Below are 13,910 nucleotides of genomic sequence, written 5' to 3'. Positions count from 1 at the left end.
TGACTGAAAGGATAGGTGTAACTCGCTGGAGTTTAAGCTTACCGAGCAACAACTTATTGGGTTATTATCCGGTTATGATGTGCTTGGCCATCAAGCATTGCGCTATCAGTCTGATCTAGAAGAGATCGAATGACGAGTCAACGATCATTGCCACCACGCCAGTAATTATCTGCTCTGCCAGCAAGAAAATACGAGTAAACTCTGCTAAATTGTGGCCATGAAAATTGATGCCCACTCATTACCTGACGACCCAGAGCAACTCAAGCGTATGCTGCTTGAGCTGCACCTTGTTGTGGCAAAAAAAGACGAAGAATTGGCTAAGAAAGACGCACAAATTCATGAGCTACTTGCAGCCTACAACGCCAAGCTGGCCAAAGAATACGCCAAGAAATCAGAAAAAATGCCAGGTGCGGGTGAGGTCTTCAATGAAGCGGAAGAAACGCTAGATGAACATGATAAAGCGCTATTAGCGGCATCTCCCGCAGTAAAAAAAGACAAAGCCAAACCTAAAGGCACGCCACTGCCAAAGCAGTTGCCCAGAGTTAATGTGGTTGTTGACCTAGATGACAGTGACAAAGTGTGTGATTGCTGTCAAAGCCCCTTGCACAAAATGGGTGAAAGCAGCAGTGAAGCCTTAGAGTTTGTGCCCGCGCATATCAAAGTGATAAAAACTATTCGCCCAAAATATACCTGCCGGCACTGTGAGCGTGAAGGTATTGAAAGTGTGATAAAAACCGCCCCGATGCCCGCAGCACCCATTGCAAAAAGTATTGCCACGCCCAGTTTGCTAAGCCAAATAATCACCTGTAAATACCAGTTTGGCTTACCGCTTTATCGCCAAGAAACACTGTTTGCTAACATCGAAATTGAGTTGAGCAGGCAAACCATGTCCAGCTGGATGATACGTTGTGCACAACTGTTGTCACCATTGTATCAACGCTTAAAAGAGGTGCTGTTATCTCAAGCGGTTATTCATGGTGATGAAACCCCGTTAAAGGTAATTAACGCAGATAAAGCAACAAGTTATATGTGGGTGTATTGTTGTAGTGATGATAAGGCAGGTAAAGGCCGCAATATTGTATTATTTGACTACAACAATAGCCGAGCAGGCCAATGTGCTGTTGATTTTCTTGCAGGTTACCAAGGGTATCTGCAGGTTGATGGTTATAAAGCTTACGAGCAAACGCAGGCAACACTGGTTGCGTGTCTTGCGCATATACGCCGTAAATTCATCGAAGCCAAAGGAGATAATAAGAAAACGGGTAAAGCGGACGTAGTACTAAACCTCATCGGCAAGCTGTACGGCATTGAGCAAGCCATTAAAGATAAAACGGTTGAAGAAAAATTCAACGTTAGGCAGCAAAAAGCCAAGCCGATAGTGGATGAATTGTATCAGTGGCTGATAAAGCATCAAGACAACATGCCACCGAAAATACCGCTGGGTAAAGCCATTAGCTATGGGATAAATCAGTTTGAAAAGTTCCGGCGTTACGTAGAAGATGGCAGGCTCAGTATTGATAACAACCGCGCCGAGCGAGCAATAAAACCGTTTGTAATAGGTCGAAAAAACTGGCTGTTCTCAAACACCAGCAAGGGCGCCCATGCCAGTGCCATACTGTATAGTCTTGTTGAAACTGCAAAAGCCAACGATATTATGGTGCATGACTATATCTCAATGTGCTTGCAACACCTTACTAAGAAGCCTGATAACCTTGACATGCTTCTACCCTGGAATATTAAACAGGGCTAGGTGCAGTTAGCTAGACGCTTACACATGATTTAAATCAATCTTAAATTTATTCTATAAGGTATATAGGAGGGGAGTGAAATGAAGACATTCAATGTCACAATGAAATTTGATCTGTATGAAAATAATGTATCTTTAGACAACATTGATAATTTACTTTTTGAGGCCGGCTTTGATGATGCGTTGGTTAGTCATTCGTCTACTGGTCAGATTGAAATCGAAATTAGCAGGAGTGCTGAAACTGAAGACACTGTAAAGGAATCAATAACACGACAAGTTCGTCGTTTGTTCCCAAATGCAAAGAGCTTAAACTAATTACCATTTTTCCAAAATGCCATAGGTTAGTTTTAATCCGCATAATGGGATTGGAACCTTTCTAGAAGCAGAGTGAGTATATCTGATATTGGCAAGTTCGTTAATGTGAAAAAGTCTCAACTTGAACTGTCAGTTCGGATTATTAGAGCTTAATCAAATCTGACAGTGAATAGCCCTTGTGTGCCAATAGCCGACCTTTAAATAACGCTTAATTCATGCTTAATTCATGCTTAAGAAGCCCCATTTAGCCAATTTGAATAGCCCTAAACAAAACTTGTATAGGGCTTTACCTTCTCGTTATAGCGCGAGCTCTTTTATTTTTCCTTTAGAAAAAAACTTATATAAGCTTGGCACTACAAACAATGTAAGTAGTGTTGCTGTAATTAAGCCTCCAACAATGACACTTGCTAGTGGCCTTTGAATTTCCGAACCAACTCCACTTGACATCAACATAGGTATTAAACCTAACGCTGAAGTGATAGCAGTCATGAGAACAGGGCGTAACCTTGATGTGGCGCCATTAAATATTGCTTCATCGAGTACAAGCCCATCTTTGATCCGTTGGTTAATGCTCTCCACCATGACGACGCCATTAAGTACAGCTAGGCCAAAAAGAGTAATAAAGCCAACAGAGCTTGGAACCGATATATACTGACCAGAAAGGTATAGTGAAAATACACCACCTATAACGGCTAGTGGAACATTAAGTAAGATCAACATAGCTTGTCCTACTGAACCAAACGCAAAATAAAGGAGTAATGCTATCAAAGCTAAAGATACGGGCACGACTATAGAAAGACGCTGTTGTGCGCGTTGCTGGCTTTCGAATTGACCGCCAATTGATACTGAGTAACCTGCTGGCAATTTTACTTCAGAAGCTATCGCAGCCTGAATATCTTCAACCACACTTCCCATATCACGGCCTTGGACGTTAGCTTGAATAACAACTCGACGTTGTACATCGTCTCTTCTAACTTGTGGAGGGCCAGACTCAAAAGACACTGAAGCTACATCACCAATGCGCACCCAAGCTCCTGTTGGAGATTGCAGTCTTATATCAGCTATTGCTTCGCTATTAGATCTGAATTCCTCTTCTAAACGCACGTAAATATCATAACGCTCGTTGCCATTGATGATTTGACCAGCCTCAACTCCACCTATGCCGTCTTGAACTACTTCCATGACATCACCAACGGATAAACCATATCTAGAAAGCTCAAGTCGATTTGGAGCGATAACAAGCTGCGCTTCACCTGCAATCTGCTCAAGTGCAACATCCTTAGCACCATCAATTGACTTAATCGCAGTTTCTATTTCTCGCCCTTTGCTTGCTAGCACCTTTAAGTCAGAGCCAAATAATTTAATGGCAAGTTGAGCCTTAACACCTGATAACAACTCATCAACGCGAGTGGCGATAGGCTGAGAGAAGTTTAATAACAGCCCCGGAAATTCTTCCAATGAGCGTTCCATTTTATCTTGCAAGTCATAACGATTAGATGCGCTTGTCCATTCTGAAATAGGTTTAAGGCCAATGTAAATTTCAATGTTGTTCACAGGCTCTGGGTCGCCACCAATCTCAGCTCGACCAATTCGGCTTAACGCATAAGTCACTTCTGGGAAAGCCATTAGCTTTTCTTCCAATATTGGAGCAACCGAAAGCGCAGTTTCCAAACTAGAAGAAGGGGCTAATGTAACTCTCAGGTTAATCGTACCTTCTTCAAGTTCCGGCACAAACTCTGTACCAATTTGTGGAAGAACAACCGCTGCTGAAATGACAAGGGCTAATGACACAAAAATAACAAACTTGGTTTGCTTTAAAGCGATTTTCAATGACTTGCGATACAAAATATCGATAGGTCTTAGAATCAAACTTTCCCTTTCTTTCACCCCTCTTTTAAACATGAAAGTGGCAAGCGCAGGGACAATAAATAAAGCAACCAGAATAGCTGACACTACCGCCAGCATAATGCTGGTAGCCATTGGTTGAAACAGCTTTGCTTCAACACCTTCGAAACTAAATAAAGGTGTAAAAACAACGAGAATAATGGAAGCTGCAAAAAAGATCGGACGAGCTACTTCTTTGCCTGCCAATTTCAACTTTTGCTTAGTATCATTGTTCGCTTCATCGCTGCCACTTTCTAATTGCTTATTGAGATGTTTAAACATGTTCTCAACCATAACAACTGAACCATCGACTAACATGCCTATAGCGACAGCTATGCCGCCGAGTGACATCAAGTTGGCTGAAATACCCAGCCAAGCCATTATCATAAGTGCTATACCGATAGAGATTGGAATAGAAATCAGCACTAAAAATGTGGCCCTTAAATTCATCAAAAATAAAGCAAGTACTATAGTGATAAAGATAAAAGCCAAAGTAAGGGCTTCAACGACGGTTGCCACCGCTTTTTCAATTAAGTCAGCTTGGTCATAAAAAGGCTCAAATCTTACGCCTTCAGGTAATGCCTGATTGATAAGCTCAGTTCTGGCATTAATGCCATCTATCGTTGCTTTGGTATTTGAACCCATGCGCTTTAATACTATGCCAGAGACCACTTCACCTAAGTTTTCAACAGTGCCATTGTTAGCTTTGCGTGTCATAGTGACAGCGCCTTGCCTGATCTCAGCACCGAGTTTTACTTTAGCCACATCAGACACTGTAACTACTACACCATTAAGTGTTTTCACTGGAACTTGCCGAATATTTGCAACACCTTTCTCACCGCTTTCAAACCAACCTGTGCCTCGAATAACGAGCTGCTCTTGTCCACGGTTCATATACCAGCCACCAACATTAGCGTTGTTACTTTCAAGCGCTGATACAACATCTTCTTGAGTCAACTCATAAGACAATAACTTGGAAGGATCGACATTAACTTGATATTGACGGACGTTACCACCGAATGACAACACATCAGTTACACCATCTACTGGCATGATCAATAGTTTAATGATCCAGTCGTTAATACTTCTAAGTGCCATAGAGTCATATTTAGTGGCATCATCTGAAATCAGCAAATATTGAAATACTTGTCCTAAACCAGAAGTATTAGGTCCCATCTCAGGGGTTCCAACACCAGCAGGTATAAGCTCTTTCGCTGCCTGTAAACGTTCAAAAACCAATTGCCTAGCAAAATATATATCTGTCCCCTCTTTAAATACTACCGTTACTCCAGACAAGCCTGTTTTTGAGATAGAGCGCACTTGTTCAACATCCGGCAATGCGTACATCACAGCTTCTATTGGGTATGTGATAAGTTGCTCTACTTCTTCAGCAGCTAAACCCGGCGCTTCGGTATTAACAGCGACTTGTACGTTTGTTACGTCTGGAAAAGCATCCAAATTCAACTTAGGTATGGTTACAACTGCACTTGCTATCAACGTAATTAACGCGATTAACACGAGCAATCTGTTATTAATAGACCAATCAATAATTCGATTAAACATGACTGGCCTCCTTAATGATTGTGCGGATCAAATCCGCCTTTCGCGATTTCAGAGGCGACAAAAAAAGCACCTTGTGTCACCACTTTAGTTCCGGCTTCAATACCTATAACTTCTCGATACTCGCCAAAGGATTGGCCTCTCGTCACTTCAACAGCCTTAAACTCGTTTGGATGTTCTTCAATAAACACTGCCCAATCACCATCACTGCTTCGTATCAAAGCAGCTTCTGGTACTGCTATTACTTCGTTGCTCGACTCGAACTGAAAATAAACCTTCACAAACATACCTGAATGGAGTTTATGTCCAGTATTAGTAACCGACAGTCTAACTGTTCGTGTTCGAGTAATTGGGTTAATAGTGTGAGCCTCTTGTATGACGTTGGCTCGGTATTTAACACCATTCAAATCAATTAAGGCAGGACTGCCTAAGGCTAAATTTAACGATTTATTAGGTGGCACGTTAGCTTCTACCCAAAGGTCAGTCTCATCGGCAAGTAACATAATCGTTTCTCCCGCCTCAATACGCTGCCCTTGCATGAAGTCATCTTGCAAAACAACGCCTTCTCGCTCAGCAACAAGAGCGTACTGTCCAAACGTAGCGTTATCTTGTTGGGATATTTTATCAATCGCTTGCTTTGTTAAACCAAAAGCCACTAACTTGCCATAAACACCTTTATAGATGTTTTCAGCTTCAACAAGTGCACGTTCGCTTATATTATTACTACCTAGCTTTTTAGCTCGCTTCCAGTTAGACGACGCAATTAAAAAGTCAGCTTGAGTTTGCGCCATCATTTCGCTAAACAAAGTAACTAATTTTTGTCCAGATTTAACGTGGTCCCCTAAGCTTGCATGGCGATTAATTACCACAGAATCTGTGCGAGGTGAAACTATATAGCTCTTATAGCCGTTTGCTTTCACTTCTCCGGGAGCGTAAACCGTATTAAGGTGTTTCTTTGGCAACAGTTCCTCAATTTTTATGCCTGCTAATTTAATTTTTTCAGTACTTAAGGAAATCCCTTCTTCATGCGCTTCTTCCTCTACTGCACGCTTTTCAGGGCTATTTCCTTTGTCGTCAGCATGATCGTGGTCATGAGCAGGTTCTTTGGTGGACTTTTCATGCTCATGTGAATGTTCATCGTGTGCTACATTATTTTGACTTTCATTAGCCAGTGACGTGCTTATTGAAAACACGCCAAAAAAGATCACTAGGGCTATGCCCGTGATGCGAAAAATATTATTCATAATGACTCTTAACTTTTATTAAACCAATTTGTGTTTGCGCAAAAGCGCACTGTATGGAGAAAGTTAAGCGATAGGTGGTCGATAGAGCCTAGTTGAAATACCAAGAAGCAACGAAATAAAATTATTAAAGTTGTGTGAGTTGTTTAATGATAAGTTTGGAGTAAACGCTTTAACCAGAATCCAACTGGTATGATTGCCGCTACAGTGACCGCAATGGTGGCAGTCCTCGATATCGTGTTCGTTATCACTATCTAGCTGGGGAGAATGATCTGCTTCGTGATCATGAATGGATTGTAGATGCTCAACGTCTAACTGATGAGTTTCCGTGCTTGCAGATACGGCGACAAACGATTGTAAAACAATCGATATTATCAGCAGTATTTTTAAAGCAACGTTAATGTTCAATATTCTATTCTCTTCGTTAGACGTATGTAATGTAACAAATTTACTGGTACAAATCTACTGGTACAAATCTAAGGGCAATGCACAACGTTGACGTTAATTATCTCTGCAAACTTCATCAGGAAATTCAAATTCGATGGTTGTATGCGACAAATCAAAGTATCTTAAGTTCTATCGGCGTTTTTATTAGTTTTTAATGTGGTAAGTAACTGTTATTTGCATAGTCTAACTTTTTTGTCTAACTAACATCGTTTTATATGGGGTTTGGTTAGGAAAAGCGAAGAATAAATATCTTATTGACAATATTAAGAAAAGTTTTTATCTTAAATAAGACTTTTGCAGTCGGCTACCGAGCATGTTGCTCACTTTTTCCGCTCCCCTCTGTTGCACGGGAGGTTTCAACTGCAAACCGGTTCTAGAACCGAAATCTTTTTGTGAAACCTAATTCTCAGTTTATGGAGAAAACTATGTGCAGGATTGATGCGCCATTTGGCAATATCACCTTTGAAGAAAAAAACGATCCCAAAGAACGCTTTGTTCAAGCTCTAGATGAGTTTGATATTCAAGGTAACTTACGAACTTTATTGATTAAACACTTTTCTGATACTTGGCAGAATATTTTTCGAGGAATATCTGAACTTGAAAAAGCTCTAAGTCAAACTAAGCAATCTAATCGTGAGTCAGAAAATTGCATTACTTTTTTATTGACTCAGAAAACTACATTATTAAATAGCATACTTCGCCATTTTGATATGTTTAAATTACCGGTCAATGATAGCAGTGTAATCGATTTTTTAAAGGATGTGGCTGAGGCTTACTACCCAAATTCACCTTATGGCTTGTTTAATGATGGGCTGAGCAATATTGAAAGGCATTATTTCTTATTTGTTTCGTGGTTATATGGTAAAGACTTTTGTTTTTCAAAAGAATTTTTCGACGATCAATCGCTGAACTCATTAAGTCATAGTGAAAGAACAAGTGTTCTTTGGAGTCATTTCAATGCTATGGCTCATCAATTTAAGAGCCGTGAAAATAGTCTATTAACTAAAGAGCTAATATATATAGCTTCTTCTAATTCGTTACAGGGGCCACCTACTAAAGATTCTCTGGATATAATGCGTGGTTTGGACTTTATTAAAGCATGGATAAAGTTTGACTCTCAAGCTGGCAGGCTTTCTTATAGCTGGATTGATTTTTTCTATGATTACGGTTCACCATGGGAACAACTTGAAACACTAATACGATACGAAAGATCTGATTGTGAAGAAACCTCGAATCTATTATCAAACTGGTTAGAGGTAACGAAATTAGAGTTTGAAAAACTGATATATGTAAGTGCAGATTTAAACCTGATTTCTGCTAAAAACCAGGAACAGTGGGCTAGAGGCATAGAAAGTTATTATACTTCTTATACTAGTGCTTTTATCTATTGCAACAATGAATATAGTCAGTTAACAAATGATGATTTAAACATACGTTTAAGTAATGCGCATCATGACCTTTGTTCAGAATTGAGTCCGGTGCAGATATCGGCATGGATTAAATATTCAGTTGAGTGCGATTTTCAGCGAGCTATTGATTCAAAGCAAACTAGGTCAGACTTACTGAACAGTATAGAAAAGTGGGTTAGTCCAGAATATTTTGTTACTTTGAAAACAGTATTTTTGGAAAGCTTTAATAATTTAACTATTGAAAATAAGCTATGCGTTTTATCGGCTCGAGCACCTTTTAGCGGAAGACCATCTGAAGAGTTTTATTCTGGTGTTTTAAAATGGTGGAATGAGCTTTTAACTGGTTTAATTGATTCAAATAACCTCCCCAAAAGCCTGCTCCCAGATTGGGCAGTTGTCGCTGTTGATCGTCTGAAACGTGAAGATGTGCTTCCTTATATTGATAAAAGTATTGGTATATTGCGTGGTGAATTGGTTAAAACAGAAAATGAACAAGACATAAAAACACACCACCAAAAACTTGAACGGTTATTAAACGACCTTGATCACACATCGCCTAAAAAAGCGTTACGCCACAGATTATTGTTGATGCGCTCTTCTAAAGAACCTTTTTCAAATGAGTCTATCTCAAAATTCGGAAGCCCTTATGAACGTGAAAATTTTTATAAATGGTACGACTCGTTAAAGCAGCTTTCAGATACTCATTTTGCCTACCAAATGAATGGAAATCGAGAAGTAACGCAAGAGAATTACTCACAAGTTCAGCATGATTTTTATGTGAACTTTTGTCATGAGCTAGCCGAGTTTTGCTTGAGCCGTTTGCGCCTTCGTAAAGGTGAAAAAGCAATAGATGGCATATATGAGCCCAATCAAGTAGTCGAACAATCTTCTATTTGGAGGCAAGGGTATTTAAAAGCATTGACCGAATTAGGCTTTGATCTAAATGGTAAGGTTCATAAAACCGTCAACTTCACTAAAAAATCGGATCCTAATGAGGGTGTTAGATCTATTGCAAGCGAGTGTTACAAGGCTGTTCGCAGGCACGCCAAGAATAACCCGTCAATTCAAGATTTAAAACGCGGCATTATTGCTGCCGAATGGTGGCTTTTATTATGCCAACGTCGAGAATTACTGGGCGCTGGATCTGTTGATTATGAAGCAGCACTTAAAACAAGGCGCAACTTAATGCGCAATCCATAAACTACGCCAAATTTAAATAATCCAACCTTGGTGTACTGGAGCCCGATGCTCCTCCTCCGACGCTAGCCGTCCGCCATGTTGAAACTTTACGGCCTGCGTAAGTAGGCCAGTCAAGGAGTATACGTATGTATAATTTTTCTGAAAACTTATTTATAAGACACATTAAACAAATAGAAGCTGATATTGATTCGAAATACCAAATGTTGAAATTTGGATTAGATGATCATCATGACAAAATACCAAGAGTCCACCCTAGTAATGCTACCTGTAAGAAGTGTGTCTCTGGTGATGGTATTAAGAAGCGAATTTACGGTGGTTTTATTGAAGCGGAAAACTCTGCTGATGATTTTTATGAGCGGTCCAATCGAGAGCTTGAAGCTTATAGATGCCCGGTAGGCAGTGGTTGGCATTTAAGAAAACCAAAATAGAGCTAGATTATTTATCTGCTTATTTTTAATATCTTTTTCAAGACTACAATAGGATTATACAACCGCAAGCTGCACAATTAACTTGCAACCTAATCAAAAAAGGTGAGCTTAATAGCTCACCTTTTTTTGTTTTAGCCTTAACCTAAATCTAATTACCTTTTATTTTTTATGTGTTTTAATGCCTAAACGCTTTGCTGGCTTTATTGCTGTGTTGTTTTGTGCTGTGTTGCCGGAATATAGCTTTCAGGCCGATGATAATTATTTGCTTAGTGTTGAACAGGCTCAAACTAGGGCGATTGAGAATAATAAGTTATTGCTAGTGGTGCTGGGGGCACAGTGGTGTCACCGAAGATAGCGCTGAACTAGAAGCAGTAGCCCTAGAAGTTTGGCAGTTTCGGGTGCAGTTGCAGCACGATTTTGAGCAGTTATATCAAAGCTTAGAGTCTGCTAATGGCCAGCCTTTAGTTTTTCCAAGCTATGATAAATTTAGCTGGCAAGAGTAAACTGAGTGGAATTTATATTAGGGAATGACCTAATGCGTTTTATTACTTTTAGTGTGTTGTTGGGCTTGTCGTTTGCTAGTTTGGCCAATAGCGTTTATTTAGTGCGGCATGCTGAAAAACAAGCTAGCGGCGCTGATCCGGCGTTAACGCTGTGTGGTCAGGGCAGGGCGGATGCCTTAGCTGCGTATTTTTCTGAACATAATTTAGCGGCGGTGTTTAGCACCGATTATCAGCGTACTAAGCAAACCGCTGCGGCTGTTGCTGCGAGTAAGCAATTAGCTGTAACTGATTATGATCCACGCCAACCGGCTACGCTAGTGCAGCAATTAAAATTAGTGCAGCAATTAAAAAATAATAACCAAAGTGTTTTGGTGGTCGGTCATAGTAATACCGTGCCCGAGCTAGTTACGCTATTGTCGGGTATTCAGGTGTCGCCATTAACCGAGCAAGATTACGCTATGTTGTACCAGGTTAAGTTAGCCGCTATTCCAAGCGTGACTATTAGTCGGCAAGCTTATCGCTGCCAAAATAAACAGTAAAACCAATTTATAATTAATCATTATTTAGATAAAAAAACCGGAGCTTTGACTCCGGTTTTTATGTTGCCTAGTTATTTTAATGGCTGGGTTAAATAGGTGAGCCTGGTGGTAAGGGTTTAGGCTCAAAGCTTGGCTGCCACTGATTAGTCTCTAAGTAGCGCTGCCATTGATGATGTAGCTGTTGATGGCTGGCATCTTTTTGTTTGGCTAACCAGCGATCAAGCCGATGCAGCTTACTGTGCAGTAAAGCTTGTGCTTCTGGCGCAAGCTCGGTTGCCGTTAGGCTTTGCATTAGTTGATAAAAGCTAACATGGGCAACACGTTGCTGAACCAATAACTGCTGGCCTTTAGCGCCTTTTTGCTCAATGGTGCTGGCAATTACCTTGTCTATTACTTTATCTAATAATTGCTGACCACTTAACCGGTTTAAGCGCTGTGGGTGCAGTATGAGTTTTAAGGTAAAGTTAGCCGAGGCTTCCGCTGCTGAAAGCGGATCAAAGGCTAAGCCATAACGGCCGCTAAAGCTTTCGCGGTTATTGCTGTCGCCAAATGCCTTAGGGGGAATGAGCGCTAGCAATGTATTAGGCAGGGTTAAGTAATCAGCTTGTACTGTATCTAGCATAGCGTCTAATGCTTGCAATTGCTGTTTGCTATCAACCCATTTAACACCTTTAGGTTGGCTATAGTCGCCTTTTACTTCGTATTCATAAAAAGCGCCACCGACTAACTTAGTAACAGCTTCTACTTGATAACGATGCAGTAAATACACTGGCACTAGGGCTTCTTGCAGTGAAGCAAGCGGCTGGCCTGTGGCAATGTTATTTAAACCAAAGTTAGCTAGGGCAACTTGGCGCACTTGGTTTAAGCGGTTAAGCTCTGCTACCGGATCGCTGCCGTTATCCCATAAATGGCCCAGTGCACTTACGCCACCTTGCGGACGTGCGTCTTGGTCAGAAATATAAGCTAAGCCTTGCTGTTTTGCTTGCTTAGCTAACTTAGCTAATTCTGCTTCTGAATAATCACCGTAGCCATAGGCAATAGTGTAGTTATCCCATTCGCCTAAGCCTTCGCGGTAGGCGTTTTCTACGCTGATATTACCGTCTTTAATGCTAAATTTAGGGTGTGGGTAATCCATAACAGTAGATAGGCCATTGGCGCTACCGGCAAAGTTATGGGCAAGGCCAATAGTGTGGCCAATTTCATGGGCAGACAGTTGGCGAATACGGGCTAAGGCCATGGCTTTTTGGCTTGATACATCGGCATTATCACTGCTGTAAGGGGCGGTAACGCCCGTGGCGATTAAGTAATCTTGGCGAACTCGTAACGAGCCTAAGGTTACGTGGCCTTTAATAATTTCGCCGGTGCGCGGATCGGTAACGCTAGCACCATAAGACCAGCCACGCGTTGCGCGGTGAACCCACTGAATGACGTTATAACGCACATCCATAGGATCGGCATCTTTGGGTAAGTCTTTTACTTGAAAGGCATCTTTATAACCTATTTTTTCAAAGGCACTGTTCCACCACATAGCGCCATCAATTAAGGCTGTACGAACAGGCTCTGGCACACCGGGGTCAAGGTAGTAAATAATGGGTTCTACCGCTTCGCTAACCGCGGCGTTGGGATTTTTTTTCGCTAAGCGATGTTTAGGTAATAAACGTTTAATAATGGGGGCATCAAAGGCGGTGCCGTAATCCATATATTCCACATTCCAGTAACCAGAATAAGGATGGAAAGGTTTTGCTTCATAGCCATCTTCAGGCAAAGCGACTAAAGAGTGGTGTAAGTGTACGCTTATGGCATTGCTTGCAGGTGTAACTTGGCGGATATAATTACCCGCGTTTTCACCGCTATAAGTGACTAAGGCTTCTAGCTCGGTATTGCGAACAAAAGCTTTTGTTCGGGGTAAATAAACGCCGCTGCGATTGCTGTCTACTTTATAATTGCCTTGTTTTTGTCGGGCTAGGCTAGCGCTTATTTGATGAATATCGCTTTTTAAAAAGTCAGTATAATCAACCAGTAAAGATGATTTGGTGCTGGCAACCACGGGTAAACCGGCAATAACAGAGCTAGCAAAGGCTTCGTCTATACTTAAGCGCTCAGCAGCGTTGTCTGTTTCGGCGCGGTAGTAGGTGTTAAGCTGTTTTAATAAAACTTTATTGCCGTATTGTTCAAATTGCACTAAACGGGTGGCGCCAAGTTGGCCACGATCTAAGCCTATATCGTTAGAGCCTATACCGCGAGGTAAAGAGCTTTGAAAAATAAAAGGCTGCTTGAATTTATCAACGTGCAAATATACTTTATCGGTTTTGGCATCATAATAAATATCAAAATAGCCATTTTGCTGGTTCATGCCGGCAGTAAATTTTTCAATAGAGATTGCGCTGATGGCAGTTGAATTTGCGGGTTGAGTGATGCTTGCGGCATCGACACTAGTGGTAGTATATAAGGCGGGTGCCAATACAAGCACACCAAGCAGGCTAACCATCTTCATGCTGGATCCTTTTAGATAACGTTAATATTGCCGGTTACTGATCGCTAGATCAGCTAGTAAAACAATTACTATATAACGTCTATATCTATAAGAACAGCCTGTAAAGTTAAGCAAAAAGTGGGTTGAAGGGCTAAAGGCGTAAA

At 41.0% G+C, this 13,910-nt stretch carries 9 protein-coding genes; 6 read left to right on the top strand and 3 right to left on the bottom strand.

Going from position 1 to position 13,910, the window contains the following annotated elements; all coding sequences use genetic code 11:
- Positions 1 to 217: 217 nt before the first annotated feature.
- Both tnpC and RDV63_RS10295 read left to right on the top strand, forming a co-directional pair.
- Positions 218 to 1,750, top strand: coding sequence for an IS66 family transposase (gene tnpC / locus RDV63_RS10300; protein WP_313909414.1), 1,533 nt, complete (start codon positions 218 to 220; stop codon positions 1,748 to 1,750).
- 78 nt (positions 1,751 to 1,828) lie between these two features.
- Entirely contained in the window at positions 1,829 to 2,062 is a 234-nt protein-coding gene (locus tag RDV63_RS10295) for a hypothetical protein (RefSeq protein ID WP_313909413.1), read from the top strand.
- Positions 2,063 to 2,359: 297 nt separating this feature from the next.
- On the opposite strand, the gene RDV63_RS10290 is transcribed toward RDV63_RS10295, so the two are convergent.
- Both RDV63_RS10290 and RDV63_RS10285 read right to left on the bottom strand, forming a co-directional pair.
- Positions 2,360 to 5,509: a CusA/CzcA family heavy metal efflux RND transporter gene (locus tag RDV63_RS10290; RefSeq protein ID WP_313909412.1), complete on the bottom strand. Its 3,150-nt coding sequence runs from the start codon at positions 5,507 to 5,509 to the stop codon at positions 2,360 to 2,362.
- A gap of 11 nt (positions 5,510 to 5,520) precedes the next feature.
- The gene (locus RDV63_RS10285; RefSeq protein WP_313909411.1) at positions 5,521 to 6,750 is read right to left on the bottom strand and encodes an efflux RND transporter periplasmic adaptor subunit; all 1,230 of its coding nucleotides are present in this window, start codon (positions 6,748 to 6,750) and stop codon (positions 5,521 to 5,523) included.
- A gap of 869 nt (positions 6,751 to 7,619) precedes the next feature.
- On the opposite strand from RDV63_RS10285, the gene RDV63_RS10280 reads away from it, so the two are divergent.
- The 4 genes from RDV63_RS10280 (at position 7,620) to RDV63_RS10265 (ending at position 11,273) form a co-directional block, all read left to right on the top strand.
- Entirely contained in the window at positions 7,620 to 9,803 is a 2,184-nt protein-coding gene (locus RDV63_RS10280) for a hypothetical protein (protein ID WP_313909410.1), read from the top strand.
- 125 nt (positions 9,804 to 9,928) lie between these two features.
- Positions 9,929 to 10,231 (top strand): hypothetical protein, encoded by a 303-nt coding sequence (locus RDV63_RS10275; RefSeq protein WP_313909409.1) that lies wholly within the window; start codon positions 9,929 to 9,931, stop codon positions 10,229 to 10,231.
- Between the two features lie 178 nt (positions 10,232 to 10,409).
- Complete coding sequence (locus RDV63_RS10270) at positions 10,410 to 10,586, top strand: hypothetical protein (RefSeq protein WP_313909408.1); 177 nt, start codon at positions 10,410 to 10,412, stop codon at positions 10,584 to 10,586.
- 180 nt (positions 10,587 to 10,766) lie between these two features.
- A complete protein-coding gene (locus RDV63_RS10265; protein ID WP_313909407.1) occupies positions 10,767 to 11,273 on the top strand; it encodes a phosphoglycerate mutase family protein in 507 nt (168 codons plus the stop codon).
- An 88-nt stretch (positions 11,274 to 11,361) separates the two neighbouring features.
- Here the strand turns inward: RDV63_RS10265 and RDV63_RS10260 are convergent, their stop codons facing one another.
- On the bottom strand, positions 11,362 to 13,767 hold the full coding sequence (locus tag RDV63_RS10260) for a zinc-dependent metalloprotease (protein ID WP_313909406.1): 2,406 nt from the start codon (positions 13,765 to 13,767) through the stop codon (positions 11,362 to 11,364).
- Positions 13,768 to 13,910 lie beyond the last annotated feature (143 nt).

The sequence above is a fragment of the Rheinheimera sp. MMS21-TC3 genome (assembly GCF_032229285.1).
Taxonomy (GTDB): domain Bacteria; phylum Pseudomonadota; class Gammaproteobacteria; order Enterobacterales; family Alteromonadaceae; genus Alishewanella.
Note: the sequence above shows the minus strand (reverse complement) of the source record. Positions and strands in the feature narration are given on the sequence as shown.